The sequence below is a fragment of the Actinomadura vinacea genome, from assembly GCF_039532545.1.
Classification (GTDB): Bacteria; Actinomycetota; Actinomycetes; order Streptosporangiales; family Streptosporangiaceae; genus Spirillospora; species Spirillospora vinacea.
Genome location: NZ_BAAARW010000039.1, coordinates 232,169 through 250,667 on the forward strand (window position 1 = coordinate 232,169; position 18,499 = coordinate 250,667).

At 72.8% G+C, this 18,499-nt stretch carries 17 protein-coding genes; 12 read left to right on the top strand and 5 right to left on the bottom strand.

The window, feature by feature from the left end; translation table 11 throughout:
* The first annotated feature begins 4 nt into the window (after positions 1-4).
* From ABD340_RS42320 to ABD340_RS42340, 5 genes are all read left to right on the top strand, one after another.
* A complete protein-coding gene (locus ABD340_RS42320) occupies positions 5-1,075 on the top strand; it encodes a helix-turn-helix transcriptional regulator (RefSeq protein WP_344597119.1) in 1,071 nt (356 codons plus the stop codon).
* 23 nt (positions 1,076-1,098) lie between these two features.
* On the top strand, positions 1,099-1,320 hold the full coding sequence (locus ABD340_RS42325) for a hypothetical protein (protein WP_344597542.1): 222 nt from the start codon (positions 1,099-1,101) through the stop codon (positions 1,318-1,320).
* A gap of 26 nt (positions 1,321-1,346) precedes the next feature.
* On the top strand, positions 1,347-1,724 hold the full coding sequence (gene tatA, locus ABD340_RS42330; RefSeq protein WP_344597121.1) for a Sec-independent protein translocase subunit TatA: 378 nt from the start codon (positions 1,347-1,349) through the stop codon (positions 1,722-1,724).
* Between the two features lie 54 nt (positions 1,725-1,778).
* Positions 1,779-2,642 carry a twin-arginine translocase subunit TatC gene (tatC, locus tag ABD340_RS42335; RefSeq protein WP_425547523.1) on the top strand — a complete coding sequence of 288 codons (864 nt, stop codon included), beginning with the start codon at positions 1,779-1,781 and terminating at the stop codon, positions 2,640-2,642.
* 116 nt (positions 2,643-2,758) lie between these two features.
* A complete protein-coding gene (locus ABD340_RS42340; protein WP_344597124.1) occupies positions 2,759-5,623 on the top strand; it encodes a DEAD/DEAH box helicase in 2,865 nt (954 codons plus the stop codon).
* On the opposite strand, the gene ABD340_RS42345 is transcribed toward ABD340_RS42340, so the two are convergent.
* Together ABD340_RS42345 and ABD340_RS42350 are read right to left on the bottom strand one after the other, a co-directional pair.
* Positions 5,605-7,647 (bottom strand): bifunctional copper resistance protein CopD/cytochrome c oxidase assembly protein, encoded by a 2,043-nt coding sequence (locus ABD340_RS42345; RefSeq protein ID WP_344597126.1) that lies wholly within the window; start codon positions 7,645-7,647, stop codon positions 5,605-5,607. The two genes, ABD340_RS42340 and ABD340_RS42345, sit on opposite strands and share 19 nt — an antisense overlap.
* 56 nt (positions 7,648-7,703) lie before the next feature.
* Positions 7,704-8,462, bottom strand: coding sequence for a hypothetical protein (locus tag ABD340_RS42350; RefSeq protein ID WP_344597128.1), 759 nt, complete (start codon positions 8,460-8,462; stop codon positions 7,704-7,706).
* Positions 8,463-8,627: 165 nt separating this feature from the next.
* Between ABD340_RS42350 and ABD340_RS42355 the strand changes: the two genes are divergently transcribed.
* Both ABD340_RS42355 and ABD340_RS42360 read left to right on the top strand, forming a co-directional pair.
* Positions 8,628-8,939: a DUF2470 domain-containing protein gene (locus tag ABD340_RS42355; protein WP_344597129.1), complete on the top strand. Its 312-nt coding sequence runs from the start codon at positions 8,628-8,630 to the stop codon at positions 8,937-8,939.
* Positions 8,940-9,089: 150 nt separating this feature from the next.
* A complete protein-coding gene (locus ABD340_RS42360; RefSeq protein WP_344597131.1) occupies positions 9,090-9,749 on the top strand; it encodes a biliverdin-producing heme oxygenase in 660 nt (219 codons plus the stop codon).
* A 596-nt stretch (positions 9,750-10,345) separates the two neighbouring features.
* On the opposite strand, the gene ABD340_RS42365 is transcribed toward ABD340_RS42360, so the two are convergent.
* Positions 10,346-11,077, bottom strand: coding sequence for a DUF7873 family protein (locus ABD340_RS42365; RefSeq protein WP_344597133.1), 732 nt, complete (start codon positions 11,075-11,077; stop codon positions 10,346-10,348).
* A gap of 150 nt (positions 11,078-11,227) precedes the next feature.
* On the opposite strand from ABD340_RS42365, the gene ABD340_RS42370 reads away from it, so the two are divergent.
* Entirely contained in the window at positions 11,228-11,425 is a 198-nt protein-coding gene (locus tag ABD340_RS42370; protein WP_344597135.1) for a hypothetical protein, read from the top strand.
* A gap of 53 nt (positions 11,426-11,478) precedes the next feature.
* Here ABD340_RS42370 and ABD340_RS42375 read toward each other — a convergent pair whose 3' ends face one another.
* Both ABD340_RS42375 and ABD340_RS42380 read right to left on the bottom strand, forming a co-directional pair.
* Positions 11,479-12,210: a Crp/Fnr family transcriptional regulator gene (locus ABD340_RS42375; RefSeq protein ID WP_344597136.1), complete on the bottom strand. Its 732-nt coding sequence runs from the start codon at positions 12,208-12,210 to the stop codon at positions 11,479-11,481.
* Positions 12,211-12,558: 348 nt separating this feature from the next.
* A complete protein-coding gene (locus tag ABD340_RS42380) occupies positions 12,559-13,482 on the bottom strand; it encodes a 5'-3' exonuclease (protein ID WP_344597138.1) in 924 nt (307 codons plus the stop codon).
* A 151-nt stretch (positions 13,483-13,633) separates the two neighbouring features.
* Here ABD340_RS42380 and ABD340_RS42385 point away from each other — a divergent pair, with 151 nt between their 5' ends.
* From ABD340_RS42385 to ABD340_RS42400, 4 genes are all read left to right on the top strand, one after another.
* The gene (locus ABD340_RS42385; RefSeq protein ID WP_344597544.1) at positions 13,634-14,755 is read left to right on the top strand and encodes a M24 family metallopeptidase; all 1,122 of its coding nucleotides are present in this window, start codon (positions 13,634-13,636) and stop codon (positions 14,753-14,755) included.
* Positions 14,756-14,895: 140 nt separating this feature from the next.
* Entirely contained in the window at positions 14,896-16,272 is a 1,377-nt protein-coding gene (locus ABD340_RS42390) for a hypothetical protein (protein WP_344597140.1), read from the top strand.
* 6 nt (positions 16,273-16,278) lie between these two features.
* Complete coding sequence (locus tag ABD340_RS42395; RefSeq protein ID WP_344597141.1) at positions 16,279-16,716, top strand: cupin domain-containing protein; 438 nt, start codon at positions 16,279-16,281, stop codon at positions 16,714-16,716.
* A 135-nt stretch (positions 16,717-16,851) separates the two neighbouring features.
* On the top strand, positions 16,852-18,438 hold the full coding sequence (locus ABD340_RS42400) for a CocE/NonD family hydrolase (protein ID WP_344597142.1): 1,587 nt from the start codon (positions 16,852-16,854) through the stop codon (positions 18,436-18,438).
* Positions 18,439-18,499 lie beyond the last annotated feature (61 nt).

An 18,499-nucleotide genomic window follows, 5' to 3' on the forward strand; every position in this document is an offset into this window, starting at 1 on the left:
ACACATGACCGCGAACACGAGCGGAACGACCGCAGGCACGGCCGAGCAGCCGCGGGGCAGGGGCGGCGCGGCCGGCGGCGGCCGGAACCCCGGCAAGACGCCCCCCGGCAGGGCGGGCGGCTCCACCACCTCCACCGACCGGCTGGCCCGCCTGCTGGCCCTGGTCCCCTACGTGATCAGCCGCGACTCGGTCGCGCTGGACGAGGCCGCCGCGGCCTTCGGCGTCACCCAGAAGCAGCTCATCGACGACCTCAACCTGCTGTGGTGCGTGGAACTGCGCGCCCCCGACCCCTACTGCCCCATCGACCTGTCCTACGAGGGCGGCGAGATCACCGTCACCGAGGCCGAGTCGATCGCCCGCCCGCTGCGGCTCAAGGTCGACGAGGCCAGCGCGCTGCTGGTCGCGCTGCGGATGCTGGCCGGCATCCCCGACCTGCAGGACCGCGACGCGCTCAGCCGCGTCATCGCCAAGCTGGAGGGCGCCGCCGGCGCCGCCGCCCAGGTGTCCAGCAAGGTCGCCGTCGAGGTCGACGCCCGCGGCGACACCCTCGGCCGGCTGCGCGCCGCGATCGGCGCCGGCCGCCGCGTCCACCTGTCGTACTACGTCCCGGCCCGCGACGAGAACACCGAACGCGACGTCGACCCGATGCGGCTGCTGGTCGTCGAGGGCAACACCTACCTGGAGGGCTGGTGCCGCCGCGCCGAGGCGGTCCGGCTGTTCCGCCTCGACCGCATCACCGGCCTCACCCCCCTGGACGTGCCCGCCCAGGTCCCCGCCGGGGCCGAGCCGCGCGACGTTGACGCCGGCCTGTTCCGGCCCTCGCCCGGCGACGTCCCCGTCACCATCGAGCTGACCGCCCAGGGCCGCTGGGTCTCCGACTACTACCCCTGCGACAGCGTCGAGGAACTCGGCGAGGGCCGGCTGCGGATCACGCTGCGCACCCCCGACACCCGCTGGGTGCGGGGCCTCGCGCTGCGGCTGGGCGACCAGGGACGCATCGTGTCGCCGCCCGAACTGGCCGACGGCGTCCGCGCCGACGCCGCCCGCGCCCTCGCCCTCTACGACACCGTCTGAGGATTTCGGCTACCGTGACGATCATGGCGTGGGGTGCGGTGTCGGTCGCGTTGGGCTTCGCCGGCCTGGCGGTGCTCGCGGCCTGCTCGTTCAGGGTCTACCTGGGGGTGCGGCGGCTGTCGCGTGAACTGGAACGGACCCGGCGGCGGCTGGAACCCCAACATCGCGCGCTCCGTGATGAACTCCACGACCTGCAGGAAACCCGTGCGGCGCAAGAGCCGGACGACGGCGTACGATCGTCTTAAGTATCACGCTGCTGAAGAGGAATCTCATGCCGAACATCGGGACCCCCGAGCTGCTCATCATCCTGGTGGCCGTACTGCTGATCTTCGGGTCGGCCAAGCTGCCGCAGCTGGCGCGCTCGCTGGGCAAGTCGGCGCGCATCCTGAAGGCCGAGACCAAGGGCCTGCGCGACGATGATGACAAGGCCGATGACGACAAGCCCGCCCCGGCCGCGCACACCGCCGACGCCGCCCCCGCCGAGACGGCCCGCGACCGCGCCGCCCGGCTGCGCGAGGAGGCCGCCCGGCTCGAGCGCGACGCCGCCCAGGAGCCCGGCGCCGCGCAGCGCGCCCAGGGCGCGCTGCCCTCCGGCGAGCCCATCGAAGGCGTGCCCGTCTCCGACTACCGCACCCGCAAGACCTCCTGACCCACCGTCCCCCCGACGAATGGACCGGCGAGACCAGATCCCAGAGCGCCCACGATGAAGCTGATGACGCGGCAGGCCGCCGACCCCGAGGGCCGCATGCCCCTGATGGACCACCTGCGGGAACTGCGCAACCGCCTGATCAAGGCACTCCTGGCGCTGCTGGCCGGCACCATCATCGGCTGGATCTTCTTCAGCCCGGTCTGGGACTTCCTCAAAGAGCCCTTCTGCGCGCTGCCGCAGTCCAAGGACCTCAACGGCCGCTGCTCCCTGGTGGTCAACGGGATCTTCTCCTCCTTCTTCCTCCGGTTGAAGATCGCGTTCATCCTGGGGCTGGTGATCTCCTCGCCGGTCTGGCTGTTCCAGCTGTGGGCGTTCGTGGCGCCCGGCCTGTACCGCAAGGAACGCCGCTGGACCTACCTGTTCATGGGCGCGGCGATCCCGCTGTTCTTCGTCGGCACCGCGCTGGCCTACGTCACCGTCGACAAGGGCCTGTCGATCTTCCTGGGCTTCGTGCCCGACGACGTCGCCGCGCTCATCAGCGTCGACCAGTACCTCGGCTACGTGCTGGCCATGCTGCTGGTGTTCGGCCTCACCTTCGAACTTCCGCTGTTCGTGGTCATCCTCAACATGGCCGGAGTGCTCAGCTCCCACCGCATCCGCCGCTCCCAGCGAATGATCATCTTCGGTATCTTCGTGTTCTCCGCGGTCGCCACCCCCAGCGCGGACCCGTTCACCATGCTCGCGCTGGCGCTGCCGACCGTCCTGCTGTTCGAGGTCGCCGCGCTGCTGGCCTTCCTCAACGACCGCCGCCGCGCCCGCCGCCCCGACCCATACGCGGGCCTGTCCGACGACGAGGCCGCACCCCTGAACATCGAAGAGATCGACGCCGAACTCGAAAAGGGCGAAACCCGGCACTGATCGGCCACCGGCTCCGCCGGCCGGCGGAGGTCGGCCGGACGCGAACACCGCGCCGCACCGGCCGCCGATCGGGAACTGATTGGGAATCGGGCCGCTCCAAACCGTAGGCTCGAACCATGACCACCCCCGACACGCAGTCGGCCGCCGGGACCCCGGCCCAGCGCTACGCCGCCTACCGCGAGCGCACCGCCGGGAACGGCCCCGCTCTCCTGGACTTCCGCACCCTCTACGACTTCGAACTGGACGCCTTCCAGCTCGAGGCCTGCCGGGTGCTGGAGGACGGCAGCGGCGTCCTGGTCGCCGCGCCCACCGGCTCCGGCAAGACCGTCGTCGGGGAGTTCGCCGTCCACCTCGCCCTCACCGGCGGCGGCAAATGCTTCTACACCACCCCGATCAAGGCGCTGTCCAACCAGAAGTACGCCGACCTGGTCCGCCGCTACGGCCCCGAGAAGGTCGGCCTCCTCACCGGCGACAACAGCGTCAACGGCGAGGCGCCCATCGTCGTCATGACGACCGAGGTGCTCCGCAACATGCTCTACGCCGGCTCCCCGACCCTGGCCGGGCTGGCGTTCGTGGTCATGGACGAGGTCCACTACCTCGCCGACCGCTTCCGCGGCGCCGTCTGGGAAGAGGTCATCATCCACGTCCCCGACTCGGTCCGGATCGTGGCGCTGTCGGCCACCGTCAGCAACGCCGAGGAATTCGGCGAATGGCTCCAGGCCGTCCGCGGCGACACCGCCGTCATCGTCGACGAGCACCGCCCCGTCCCCCTCTTCCAGCACATGCTCGTCGGCACCCGCCTGTACGACCTGTTCGTCGACACCGGCCCCGGCAAGGCCGCCCGCAACGGCAAGCGCGGCCCCGACGGGACGGGCTCCGACGGGACGGGCTCCAATGGCAAGGGCCGCGACGGGAAGGGCCGCGGCGACGGCGGGGACCGCCCCGCCCGCATCAACCCGCAACTGCAGCGGATGGCCGTCGAAGAGGTCCGCCGCGCCAAGGTCAACCAGGGCCGCCGCACCGGCCGCCGCCGCGCCCCCCGCCCCCAGCGGTTCCGCCCCCCGGCCCGCCCCGACGTCATCGAACGCCTCGACCGCGCCGGGCTGCTGCCCGCCATCACCTTCGTCTTCTCCCGCGCCGGCTGCGACGCCGCCGTCCTGCAATGCCTCAACGCCAACCTGCGCCTCACCTCCAAAGAGGAGGCGGAGGAGATCCGCGCGCACGCCGAACTGCGCACCGCCGACATGTCCCGCGACGACCTGCGGATCCTGGGCTACGACGACTACCTCGCCGGACTCGAACGCGGCATCGCCGCCCACCACGCCGGCATGCTCCCCACCTTCAAGGAGATCGTCGAGGAGCTGTTCACCCGCGGGCTGATCAAAGCCGTGTTCGCCACCGAGACGCTCGCGCTCGGCATCAACATGCCCGCCCGCACCGTCGTCATCGAGAAACTCGACAAGTGGAACGGCGAAGCCCACGTCGACCTCACCCCCGGCGAATACACCCAGCTCACCGGACGCGCCGGACGCCGCGGCATCGACGTCGAAGGCCACGCCGTCGTCGTGTGGACCCCCCACGTCGACCCCAACTCCGTCGCCGGCCTGGCCGGCACCCGCACCTACCCCCTCAACTCCAGCTTCCGGCCGTCCTACAACATGGCCGTCAACCTCGTCGGCGCCGTCGGCATCGAACGCGCCCGCACCCTCCTGGAGGAATCCTTCGCCCAGTTCCAGGCCGACCGCGCCGTCGTCGGCCTGGCCCGCCAGGTCCGCAAGAACGAGGAAGCCCTCGCCGGCTACGCCAAGGCCGCCGACTGCCACCTCGGCGACTTCATGGAATACGCCGCGCTACGCCGCCGCCTGTCCGACCGCGAAGCCGACCTGTCCCGCGAACGCTCCTCCGCCCGCCGCGCCGAAGCCGCCCGCTCCCTGGAACACCTGCGGCCCGGCGACGTCATCCTGGTCCCCTCCGGCCGCCGCTCCGGCCTCGCCGTCGTCCTGGACCCCGGCCTCGGCCGCCGCTCCGACGGCCCCGCCCCCCTCGTCCTGACCGCCAACCGGTCCGTGCAGCGCCTGTCCATCCAGGACTTCCCCCGCGCCGTCGACCCCGTCGACCGCATCCGCATCCCCAAATCCTTCAGCCCCCGCAACCCCCAGGACCGCCGCGACCTGGCCGCCACCCTCCGCAACAAGATCCCCGACGACGTCCGCGAACGCCGCCGCCACCGCGACGTCCCCGCCACCGACGACACCGAGATCACCCGCCTGCGCGCCGAACTGCGCGCCCACCCCGTGCACGGCTGCGACAAACGCGAAGACCACGCCCGCTGGGCCGAACGCTACTTCCGCCTCGAACGCGAAACCGAGCAGCTGCGCCGCCGCGTCGAAGGCCGCTCCCAGGTCATCGCCCGCACCTTCGACCGCGTCTGCGCCGTCCTGGAACAACTCGGCTACCTCCATGACGGCGCCGTCACCGACGAAGGCCGCCGCCTCGGCCGCATCTACAACGAACTCGACCTCCTCACCGCCGAAAGCCTGCGCGCCGGCGTCTGGGAACACCTCGACCCCGGCGAACTCGCCGCCTGCGTCTCCGCCCTGGTGTACGAGTCACGGCAACCCGACGACGCCGCACCGCCCAAGACGCCCACCGGCCCCACCCGCGACGCCCTGGCCGCCATGGTCGGCCTCTGGGGCGAACTCGACGCCGTCGAAAAGGACAACCGCGTCTCGTTCCTCCGCGAACCCGACCTCGGGTTCGCCTGGACCGCCTACCGCTGGGCCAAGGGCCAGGAACTGGACGAGGTCCTCCTGGAGACCGACATGACCGCCGGCGACTTCGTCCGCGCCGTCAAACAGCTCCTGGACCTCCTCGGCCAGGTCGCCGACGCCGCACCCCCCAACAGCCACATCCGCAAGACCGCCCGCAAGGCCATGGACGCCATGCGCCGCGGCGTCGTCGCCTACTCCTCGGTCACCTGACCGGCCCCGGCCCGCACCGGCGCGCCGTCCACCGCGTGGACGGCGCGCCGGTCGTCCCGCAGCCAGCGGTGCGCCAGCGCCACGATCACCGCCAGCGCCGCGATCTCGCCCAGCGCCCACCCCAGGCCCCCGCCCACCCGCTGGTCCCGCAGCGGCGAATCCCCCCACGCCCGGCCCAGCCGCCCGTACCAGTCGGCCGCCAGCACCCCGCCCCGGCCCATCACCGCCGCGCCGAACAGGGCATGGAACGGCACCACCACCGCCGCCAGCAGGAACCGCACGCTCAACGACGGCCGGCGCGGCAACGGATCGACCCCCACGATCGGCCACAGATATACCAGCGCCGACACCACGAACACCGCCATCGCGAACGAATGCAGCGCATGGTTCCGCAGCGACGCCTCGAACAGCGGCGACAGGTAGAACCCGTACAGGCCCGCCACGAACACCACTGGCGCCACCAGCGGATGCGACGCCACCCCGAACGCCCGGCTCCGCAACACCGCCACCAGCATCTCCCGCACCGGACGCCCGCCCGCGTCCGCACCCGCCCGCGAACCACGGGGCAGTGACCGCAGCGCCAGTGTGACCGGCGCCCCCAGCAGCAGGAACACCGGCACCACCAGGCTCAGCACCAGATGCTGCACCAGATGCGCGCTGAACAGCACCATGCTGTAACGCGCCAGCCCGCCGCACGTGACCAGCAGCATGACCGCCAGCCCCGCATACCACGCCACCGTGCGCGACAGCGGCCAGGACAGCCCCGCCCGCCGCATCCGGAGCAGCCCCAGCGCATACAGGCCCGCCGCCACCGGCACCACCGCCGAGAACAGCGGGTCGAACCGCCAGTCCAGCAGGTAGGCCCCCAAGGAGGCCGGGCCCGGAAGCGGGAACCCCAGCTTCAGCGTCACCAGATTCAGCGTCCCCTGCGCCACCTCCGGCGGAGGCGTCCGCGACAACCCCGTCGCCAGCGCCATCGTCGCCGCCATCACGACGATCTCCACCGCCGCGATCCGCACGAACACACCCCGCCCGGAAAGGGACCCGGCACCCCCCTTCACAGCGCCGCCCTCCTTGCCGGCGCGCAGGGCGGGCAGGCTCACCCGGCGATGCCACCACCCGAACGCCCCCAGCCCCACCAGAGCCGCCGTCTTCGCCGCCACCAGCGCCCCGTACCGCGACCCCAGCTCCAACCCGCCCAGCCGGATCCACGCGTTCACCAGACCGCTCACCGCGACCACCGCGAAACACGCCAGCGCCAGACGGCTGTACCGTCCCACCACCCCCGCCAGCCGGACCCCAGACCCGCCCACATCGCCCCCGCCCCCGACCCCGGAGACGCTGCTCGGATTCCGCGCCACCGCGACCAGGACGATCAGGCCCCCCACCCACAGCGCCGCCCCCAGCACGTGCGCGACCAGGCTGTACACGGCGGCCGCATGACTCGAGGTGTCGGCCGCGTGCCCGGTGAACACCGGCGGCAGCAGCCCGCCCAGCGCGAGCACCAGCACATACCCGGCGCCACCCGGCGTCGACACCGCCTGCGCCGCCACCGCCACCGCCACCACGGCCGCCAGCACCACCAGCAGAGCCCGGCCCTGAGACAGCTCCAGCAGGAAGCTGAACAGCATGTTCCCGGTGACCCCCGTCGTCACCGGCACCCCGTACAGGTCCGACACCGAGAACATCACCACCGCCAGCACCGACAGCGCCCACGCCCCGGCCCACACCGTCGCCGACCGCAGATACCGCCGCACCCCCGCCGCCGGCGCCCGAGCGGGCAGGAACACCGCCACCAGCAGCAGCCACCCCACCGTCACCGCCCCGAACACCTGCGCGGACAGCTCGGCGACCGCCAGCCCCACCTTGGTCAGCGCCCCCGCCTGCGTCAGCCCCGGCGCCGCCTCCGCGCTGAACGCCCCGCCGTACCGCACCACCAGCGCCAGCACCAGCAGCGCCGCCCCCACCGCCAGCGGCCACGGCGCCACCGGTCGCGCACCCGCCGGGGCATCCGGCGTCCTCATCGGCGTGCTCGTCAGCGCCCGGGTCGGCCTGCCGTCGGTCGTGGTCACAGCTGCCCTCACGGAGAAGTCGGAAACGGGCCGTCCCCCGGCTGTACGGCCTGGCCGCCACGCCCGTTCAACCCCGGATCCGCCCACACCAGCCCGTGCCGCGCCAGGAAGTCCGTCAGCCCGGCCCCGGCCGCCGTCAGCGCCCTCCCGCACCCCTCGCACGCCTCGCACGGCACCCGCTCCGGCCCCGACGGCCGCGTCCGCACGTGATCGTCGATGGCCCGGTCGATCGCCGTGACGATCGCGGGCGCCGTGGCCGGCTCCCCCCACGCCGCCCCCGGCTCCCCCCGGGCCGCCCCCGGCTGCGGAGCCGCCGCCGGCCCGGCGACCACGGGTCCCGTGGCCGCCGGCCCCGCGACGGGCTGCCCCGCCACCGGCGGCCCAGGCGCGACCGGCCGTGCCCCCGGGACGGCCGACGCATGGGCCCCCGCGGGCGCCATCTGCGGGACGCCCTGCGGCGTCGTCTCGCGAAACGCCTGCGGAACCGACCCTGGAACGGTCCCGCCGGGTACGCCGTTCCCCTGCGCCGCGCCACCGCCTCCAGGGCCGCCGGCCGGGACGGCACCGCCGGCCGGGGGCGCACCGCCCCGGCCGGCGGCCGACTGCAGCGTCGTGGCCCGCTGGGCGGCCTGAGCGACCCTGATCAGCTCGCCCGCCCGCTCGTGCCACGCCTTCCAGTCGCCGCTGAGCACGCTCCCGGTGCCGCCGCACGCCGCGCACGGGCGCTCCAGCGACGCCAGGAGCCGCTGCCACAGTTCAGCGGCCATCTCATCGGAACCGTCCGCCCTGGTCATCGAGGACCTGAACCCAAAGGAGCCCTCCATCACCGGCCGAGAGTCACCACACTGCCCACCAGTACGCGCCGCATGCCCGGGACGGTTCACCGGTTAGGGTGGCCGTCCGGTCCGGAAACGAGGCGGAGAGGCGGGGCCATGGGAGAGGGCGACCCGTTCGGCGAGGACGTCGTACGGCAGATCACGCGGCACATGAACCAGGACCACGCGGAGGACTGCGCCACCATCTGCCGCGCCCTGGGCGGCCGGCCCGGCGCCGCCGCCGCCCGCATGACCGGCCTGGACGCCGACGGCATCGACTTCGCCGCCACCGTCGACGGCGTGGAGGTCCCCGTCCGGATCCCCTGGAGCGAGCGGCTGACCGAACGCGCCCAGGTCCGCCGCGAGGTCGTCCGCATGGCGACCGAGGCGCGCCAAGCCCTCGGCCTGCCCGCCCACGAACCCCACTGACACCGGGAGACCCTAGGCATTCCGACGGGCTGTCGGTAAAGTAGCCGACATGACGTCGGGAAAACCCGGCGCACCCACTGTCGCCGAAAGTTAGGTGAGGCTAGCCTAACAAAGCGTCCGGGTGTCGAGAGGTGAAGGGGAGCGCCGGAGATGACCGAACCCGACCGGGGCTTCGCGGCGGAACTGCGCGAGGCCACCTGGAGCGACCACGGCGACAACGAAGGCTCCGCCTACATGGCGGCGCTGTTCGACGGCAGGCTGGGACGCGAGGAGTACGCCGCGCTCGTCGCCCAACTCCACCCCGTCTACGACCTCCTGGAACAGGCCACCGACCGGATGTCCGCCGACCCCGTCGCCGGCCCATTCGCCCTCGACGGCCTGCGCCGCCGCCAGGCGCTGGAAGCCGACCTGGCCTACCTGTACGGGCCGGGCTGGCGCGACCGCCTCCGCCGCCTCCCGGCCACCCTCCGCTACTGCGACCGCCTCCGCGAGGTGTGCTTCGACTGGCCCGGCGGCTTCGTCGCCCACCACTACACCCGCTACCTCGGAGACCTGTCCGGCGGCCAGTACATCGGCGCCCAGGTCCGCAAAACCCTCGGCCTGGCCGCCGGCGACCCCGGCGTGCGGTTCTACCGTTTCCCCGGCAAGCCCAAGGCGTACAAGGACCACTACCGCGGCCTGCTCGACACCGCCCCATGGGACGAAACCGAACGTGCCAAGATCATCGACGAGGTGAGGCGCGCCTACCGCCTCAACGCCGAGATCACCGCCGACCTCAGCCGCGACCTCGACATCCGGCCCGCCGCCTGAACCCGCCGCCTGAGCCGGCACGGCCGCGGCCGCCCGGCACAGATCACCGGCTGGCCGATCGGGTGAGCTACTCCACGTCGGTCTCGCGGGTCCAGGCCGTGCAGTCGCCGGCGCCGTGCCGCAAAGCACGACCGCCGGATCGTCGAACGCGCTGCCGCGGTCAGCCGCCGGCCACTCGAGGGGCATGCGCCCCCTCGGAGAACTGGTGGAGCCCGGAGGCTTTCCCCGCCTCCGGGCTCCTGGTTACCGCCCACTTGCGCACGCCGGCACGTTTAAGGACGCGGATCAGTCCTCATATCGTCGTGCTCTACGGTTGAGCTATCGCGCCATGAGAGGCGCGAGCGGGAGTTGAACCCGCAACCCGACGATTACGTCCGCGTCCGGGCGATCCGGCGATCGGCGGTGAATGCTGAAGCTGGAGCGAGAGTCTGAGCTTGGTCACGGCTGCCTCTACCCGTTTGGGCCACCCCGGCAGGAGTGCCGGGGGAGGGACTCGAACCCCCACTGAACACCGTGCGGTTCAGGCTGACGTTTCAGTTTCAGCTTCGCGCCCTTCTGGGGCGCGCCCCCGCGCTCCACACGGGGAGCCTGCGACTCTAACCGAACAGGTAGCCGAACACCACCTCGCCCACGCTGCGTTCGTCCACCTCCGTGCCGTTGGCCTCCTCGCGCGCGAACTTGACCGCCTGCTGCAGCTTCTCGATCCGGTCGAGCAGCTCGTTCAGGCGCCGCGCGGGCAGCGCGCCCGAGAACTTCACCGTCGTCCAGTAGCCGACCGCCACGTCCTCGTAGAACACCTCGACCTGCGCCGGATGCTTGTCGGTCGCCTCGGCCTTGACGTGGTTGAACGGCACCTTCTTGGTCTTGACGGTGCGGACCGGGTCGGTCCTCCAGCTGTCGGTGGACCCGTCGAACGTCCACGACTCCGCGGCGTCCAGCACCGGCAGCTTTTTGATGAAGGTCTGCAGGTCCACCAGCTGCTTCTCCAGGAACAGCAGATAGGTCACCGGCACGTCGCCCAGCAGCGTCCGGCCGTCCACCGTGATGTCGGCGCGGGCGGCGCAGTTGGTCCAGTCCTTGGTCGCGGTCACGTCGAACAGCCGGGTCAGCGTCGCGGACGCCTGCCGCAGCACCTCCTCGGCCTTCACCTGCACCCGGGTCGACTCCGGCGGCAGCTGCTCGCCTTCCTCGTCCTTGGGCTGGTAGGACCGGGAGATGCCCGAGAGCAGGGGCTGCTTCTGCACGGTGTGGTGCGCGTCGGTCAGCTCCCGCAGCGCCTTGGCCTTGACGCCCTTCTCCACGGCGATGATCTGATTGAGTCTCGGCACGTTTCCTCCCGTTCGAACGAAACGACCGTAGTGGTTTCGGACGCCCGGACGCATGCGGTTTTTCGAGCGCAAAGCGCCACGGGTTTAACGGCCCGCGATTCGGAGATCGCCTGGTTGCGCTCGGGGATACGCCGACCCTTGGAGGTCTCCATGCTCGCGATCGCCGCCGCCGCCGTCTTCGGCCTGGCACTTCTCTTCGACCTGGCCGACGTCGCCTCCGACCCGTTCGACTACCAGACGCTCATCACCGTGGGGCTGCTGCTCGTCGCGCTCCACCTGGCCGGCATCGGCGCGGGCGCCGACTGGCGCAGCCGCGGCTGGTCCCGCCGCCGCGGCGCACGCCGCTGACCCGCCCACCGCACGACCCCCAGAGCAGCCCCCTGACGGCCCACGTGCTTCTGTCAGGGGGGCGGGTGGCCGTGGGCGTAGGCGCGCAGGCCCGGTAGGTCGACCACGGTGATGCGTCGCCATCCGGTTCGCACCAGACCCAGCGTGCGCAGGCTGTTGAGCGCCCGCGCCACCGTCTCGCGCGAGGCGTCCATCCAGCTGCCCAGCTCCTCCTGCGACAGCGGCGGCGCGATCTCGATGCTGCCGTCGGGCGCGGGCGGCGCGTGCCGCGCCGACAGCTCCGCCAGATTGCTCAGCAGCAGCGCCAGCCGCTGCGCGCCCTTGGCCGCCACATGCGCCTGCAGCCGCTGGTCGGCGTCGTCCAGACGGCGCACGAAAGTGCCGCTGACCAGCCGCCACACCACCGAATGCGCGTCCAGGAACCCGGTGAAACGGGCCGCCGGGACCACCAGCGCCCGCACCGGGCTCAGCGCCGTCACCGTCGCCGACCGCAGCCGGCTGCCCAGCACCGCGCTCTCGCACACCAGGTCGCCCGGGCCCCGGACGGCCAGCACCACGTCGTGCCCGTCCTCGGTGGCCGAGGTCACCTTCGCCCAGCCGTCCTCGATGATGATGATGTGATCGGACTCGTCACCCTGGTAGCACAGCGGCTTCTTCGCCGGGTACGTGCGCGGGCGCGAGACATGCCGCAGCGCGGCGCGCTGCGTGTCGTCCAGGGCGTCCCAGAAGCCCTCCGGGCGGCCGGGGACGTGGTGGTCGCCCGGGAGCGAGATCCGTTCCGTCACGGGAGATCCGTTTCCTGTGCCCTCCACGCGGGAGAGTCGGCGGTCGGGGTGAGACTGGACTCGAGCGGACAGGACCCGAGTGGACAGGCCGCGGTGAGCCGGCGCCCGCGGCAGTTGGGGGGAGTGGGGCGGTGAGGCCCAGTGCCACGGGCGCCGGCCCGCTCATGCGCCGGTCCCGGAACGGGCCGCGGGCAGGGCCCGCCGCGCTCCGGCGGCCGTGCGATCATGCCGTCCACATCTCCCAGGCAACCCCGCCATCGATCAGGATGCTGCTGCAGACGGCACGGCCTGTCTGCGTCATCTGCCACATTCGACAGCACAGCGTTGCCTTAACGTCAGATTTTTCGGTCAGGACGGGGCGAGGGCGTTCAGCAGCCGGTTGACCGGTCCCGACAGGTTCCACTCGTCGGCCAGCGCCACCAGCGCCTCCGGATCGCGCGGCGCCGCCGGCAGCCGGTCGTCCAGGTCGCGAAGCACCGGGGCGTCGATGCCGGTGACCACCCGCACCACCGTCTCGGCCGTGGCCAGGTAGTCGCGCGCGGCCTCCAGCCGGCGCCGCGCCCCCGCCGGGAACCCCTCCGCCGACCCCGACTCCAGCGCCGCCACGATCCCCTCCAGCGACCCGAACCTGGACACCAGCGCCGCGGCGGTCTTGTCGCCCACCCCCGGCACCCCCGGCAGCCCGTCGCTGGGATCGCCGCGCAGCGTGGCGTAGTCGGCGTACCCGCGGCCGGGGATGCCGTACTTGGCGGCGACCTCCTTCTCGCCCATCACCTGCAGGTTGCGGATGCCGCGCGCGGTGTAGAGGACCTGGACCGGGCCGCGCTCGTCCACCAGCTGGAACAGGTCGCGGTCGCCGGTCACGACGTCGACCGGGCCCTCCGCCGCACCGCGCACCGCCAGGGTGCCGATCACATCGTCGGCCTCGTACCCCGGCACGCCCGCGACGGCCAGCCCGAACGCCGCCAGCACCGCCTCGATCACCGGCAGCTGCGCCGCCAGCGCGTCGGGCGTCTGGTCGCCGCCGTCCTCGGCCATCCGGTGCGCCTTGTACGACGGCAGCGCCGCCACCCGGAACGCCGGCCGCCAGTCGGCGTCCATGCAGCACACCAGCCGCTCGGGCCGGCGGTCCTGGACCAGCCGGGCGATCATGTCGACCAGGCCGCGCACCGCGTTCACCGGGGTCCCGTCCGGTGCGGTCACCGACTCGGGCACCCCGAAGAAGGCGCGGAAGTACAACGACGGCGTGTCCAGCAGCATCAGCCCGCTCATGGCGCCCATCGTCGCACGCCCCGCCGCCGATCGGCGGTACGCCGCGGCCCGCCCCGTCGTCCTGCGATCCTGGACCGGTAAGGAAGATCGGGCCGACACGGGAGGGGAGGGAGCGGCGGAGCCGGCGCAGCCCGGAACCGCCGCGATCCACATGGGAACGGAAGTGCCGACGGAGTTGTATCCGGCGGAACGGCTCACCCGGGTGCGCGAGGCCGCCGGGCGGGCCGGCCTGGACGCCCTGCTGCTGACGCCGGGCCCGGACCTGCGCTACGTCACCGGCTACGACGCGCTCCAGCTGGAACGGCTGACCTGCCTGGTCGTACCGGCGGCCGGCGAGCCGTTCCTGGTGGTGCCGCGGCTGGAGCTGCCCGCCGCGCGGGAGTCCCGGGCCGGGGCGCTCGGGGTGGAGCTGGTGCCGTGGGACGAGACCGACGACCCGTACGCGCTGGTCGCCGCGCGGCTGCCGCGGCAGGCCGGCAAGGTCGCGGTTGCCGACCGGATGTGGGCGGTCATGGCGCTGCGGTTCCGGGCCGCGCTCCCGGGCGCCGAGCAGGTCGCCGCCGGGGGCGTGCTGCGCGAGCTGCGGATCCGCAAGAGCCCCGCAGAGGTGGCGGCGCTGCGCGAGGCCGGCGCGGCGATCGACCGGGTGCACCGCCGGGTCCCCGGGTTCCTCAAGCCGGGCCGTACCGAACGCGAGGTCGGCCGGGACATCGCCGACGCGATCATCGCCGAGGGGCATGCGTCCGTCGACTTCGTCATCGTCGGGTCCGGGCCCAACGGCGCCAACCCGCACGCCGAACCGTCCGACCGCGTCATCGGGGCCGGCGAGCCGGTCGTCGTCGACATCGGCGGGACGATGCCCAGCGGCTACTGCTCCGACTCCACCCGCAACTACTGCGTCGGCGCGCCGCCCGCCGACTACGCCGCCTACCACGCGGTGCTGCGCGAGGCGCAGGAGGCGTCCTGCCAGGCGGTGCGGCCCGGCGCCACGCCCGAGGCGGTGGACGCCGCCGGCCGCGACATCATCGCCGCCGCCGGGCTCGGGGAGCACTTCTTCCACCGCACCGGCCACGGCATCGGGCTGGAGACCCACGAGGACCCCTACATCGTGGCCGGCAACACCGAGCCGCTGGAGCCGGGCATGGCGTTCTCGATCGAGCCGGGCATCTACCCCGGCGCGCACGGCGCCCGCATCGAGGACATCGTGGTCTGCACCCGGGACGGGTTCGAGCGGATGAACCACACCCCGCGGGAGACCGTGATCGTCGACTGATCCGCGCGCCCCGCCGCCGGTCAAGGAACGGCAAAAGCCCGCGTTGATCCGCACGGCGCGGCCGAACATTGACCGGTGGCGGGGGCGCGCCGATCCACCGGGCGCGGGCCCTTCCTTTTCCGGGGAGAGGGAGGCTCGTCTTGAGGAGAAGCCGCAAGGTCGCCATCGCGGCGGTGGGAGCGACCGTGCTGGCGGCCGTCCCCGCGGGCCGGCCGGCCGCCGTGTCAGGCGCTGCCGGGCGCTGGGTCCTGGTGGCCCACGAGGGGTTCGACCGGCCGCTGCGAGTCGACCGGGCCCCGTGGCGCCTGGACCCGCAAGGACCGCGCAGCCCGTGGCACGTCGACGCGTTCGACGACGACGGCGAGGCCTGGAAGAAGATCAGCGGATCCGAGTTCGAACGACGGCTCTCCACCCTGAACGTGTTCCGCAAGCGCGTCGAGTTCGGCCGCCAGGGCTGGCTGACCGCCGAGATCGCGGCCGTCGACAAGGACCGCGACGGGCGTCCCGACTCGCGCCCCGGCCTGTCGAACGAGGCCCTGCCGGACGGGCAGCGGGTCGCGCACATCTCCGAGCCGAGCTGGGACGCCGGGGTGCTGATCAGGCCCACCCGCCCGCTGCCGCCGCGCTACCGCGTGGAGATGACGCTGCGCGGCATCGACTTCGGCGGTGAGCGGGGCGGCCGCTTCGACTACGGCGGCAGGCACAACGGATACACCGCGGAGCCCTGCAAGACCCGGTACCCGTGGACGTTCCAGGGCGCGCTGCCCGGCAAGACCCGCTGCGACTACCCCGACGTCACGCGAGAGAACGGGTTCTACTACCTGACGATCCTCGACTACGCGACCCCCGCGCCGCACGGCAACCCCGGCATCCACTACCGGCGCAAGGTCATCATGGACGGCTACTACAGCGACGACGACCGCTGGAAGAACGCCGGGACCTGCAACCCGAGGACCGGCCAGATCTACCGCACCTTCGACGGCACCTTCAACGGCGTCAACGCGCTGTTCGCGCGCGGCGACAAGTTCCGCGAGGCCGCCAACAACAACGTCAGCAACGAGTACTACATCAAGACCGCCTGCGGGAACGTGTCCATGGACAAGCCCTACGGGCCCGGCGGCCGGTTCCGGGGGCACCTCACCAGCGCCGAACTGCGGCCGGAGCTGCTGCCGCAGGCCGCCTACCGGTTCGCGGTGGAACGCGACGGCGCCGGGTACACGCTGGAGATGAGCGGCCCGTTCCTGCACGCCGGGCAGACCACGCTGCGCGTCCACCACAGGTTCGTCGAGGACGGCCGCCCGATCTGGCACTACAACCAGACCCCCGGCGAGTACGACGGCCGTTTCGACCGCAGGCTCACCCACCGGGGCCCCGCCGGGACCTACACCACCGAGCACTCCTGGCCGAAGGGCTCGGCCTACCCCGACTCCTTCATCATCGGCGACCCGCACCTGAACTACTACGAGGGATCGGCGCACGTCGACGACATCCGTCTGTACGTTCCCGGCGACGGGTGAGGCCGGATGCCCGCCCTGACGAGGAGAAGGAGAACCGCGGCCCTGGCCGGCGGCGTCATGATCGTCCTGGCCGCGTCGCAGGGGGCGGCCGCCGCGACACCGGCGTCGGGCGTGACGGGGACGATCCTCGCGCGCAGGACGGTGGGCGGCACCGACCACGTCCTCCGGGAGTTGGTGATCGCGCCCGGAGGCACCACCGGCTGGCACTTCCACGACGGCCCGGTGCGCGCGGTGGTGAAGCGGGGCACGCTGACCCACAACGCCGCCGACTGCTCCCTGGACGGGACGTACCGCCGAGGGGACGTCATCGTGGAACCGGCCGGCCACGTGCACATCGGCCGCAACCTCGGCTCCACGCCCCTCGTCCTGACCGCCGTCTACACCCTTCCGCACGGAAGCCCGCCGGCCCGGGACGCGCCCAACCCCGGCTGCGACTTCCAGTGACCCTGGACCAGCGGATATGACGGGAACGCATCAACGCATGCCTCTTTGATGTTGGCCGTCTCTCGCAGGCCGACTCTATGTTCCGTGCGAACGACCCGGGCACCGGGTCGCGTGCGAGCAGCGAGGAGACGCAGGATGCGAGCGCACCCCGCGAGAACCCGCCGGAATCGCCGCGCGCTGCGAGGTCTCCTGGCCGTCGCGGCGGCGGCCGCCCTCACGGCAGCGACGGCCGGCCCCGCCCCGGCGAACCCCACCCCCACCCCCACCCCCGCCCTACCGGACGACGCCTTCTTCTCCTACACCCGGGAAGCGCGGTTCGGCGTCACCCGGACGGACGTGCACGTTCCCGTCCGCGACGGAAGCTTCATCGACTGTGACCTGTACCGTCCGGGAGGAGCGCAGGGCCCCGCGCCGGGACGCCACCCCGGGCTCGTCGTCGACTACACCGCCTACCCGCAGAACGTCGAGCACTACGGCCGGATGGCCGCGCACTTCGCCCGCTTCGGCTACAACGGGCTGGTGTGCACCGCGCGCGGTTCAGGCGGTTCGCCCGGCCGCGTCGACCCGTTCGGCCCTCAGGAACAGCGGGACAACTACGACGTCATCGAGTGGCTCGCCGCCCGGCCGTGGTCGACCGGCCGCATCGGCCAGATGGGCAACAGCTACGGCGCCCACTCCGCCCTGCTCGTCGCGGTGAACCGGCCACCGCACCTGAAGGCGATCATCCCCGTCAACGGCATCCACGACTGGTACGAGAACACCATCTACCGGGGCGGCGTCTACTCGGCCCGCATCCGCCCCTGGCAGCAGGCCACCGCCCCGGACACGCTCACCACCTACGCCGAGCACCCGCTCTACGACGGCTTCTGGCGGGACCGCAGCGTGATGTCGCGCTGGAACCGGCTCACCGTTCCCGTCCTCGAGGTCAACGGCTGGTACGACCGCTACCGCGACGGCATGGTCAAGAACTACCTGGCCCGCAAGAAGAACGTCTGGATGGTGTCCGGCCCCTGGCAGCACGGCTACCCGTCCGGGCAGCACGCCGACATCGGCCTCGGCCCGTACCTGGCCTGGTGGGACCGCTGGCTGCGGCAGGACCCCGCGGCGCCGCTCCCGGAAACCAAGATCACCTCGTACGAGGTCCCCGGCCCGGGCGCGGGCACCGGCTGGCACCGGTACCCCGACTGGCCGCCGCCCGGCGCCCGGACCGTGCGCCTGGCGCTCAACGGCGACGGCGGCCTCGGGACGTCCCCCGGCCGCCCCGGCACCGCCGGGTTCACGGTCAACACCGGGCAGGACGCGGCCGCCCCCGGCGAACGGCTCCTCTTCCAGACCGGCCCCCTGCGGCGCGACCTGGTGCTCGCGGGCGACATCGAGGCCGGTGTGAAGGCCTCGTTCACGGCACGGGACGGCAACGTCGCGATCGTCGTGTCCGACGTCGCCCCCGACGGCACCGCGACCCGGGTGACCGAAGGGTGGCTGAAGGCCTCGCACCGGTCCGGGCACCGGCGCCCCGTCCGCGTCGTCCCCGGCCGCACCCACGACCTGCGGGTGCACGTCTGGCCCACGCACTACCGGCTGGCGGCCGGGCACCGGGTCCGCGTCACCGTCTCCAGCGACGACTACCCGGAGATCGACTCCGACGCCCCCGCCGGGAGGGTCGGAGTCAGGGTCGGCGCGCGCGGCTCGTACGCGCAACTGACCGTGCTGCCCGGCCCATGACGTTCCGCCGAGCGGCGTCCGGGCACGCGTCCCGGACGCCGCTCACCACCACCCGTCCTAG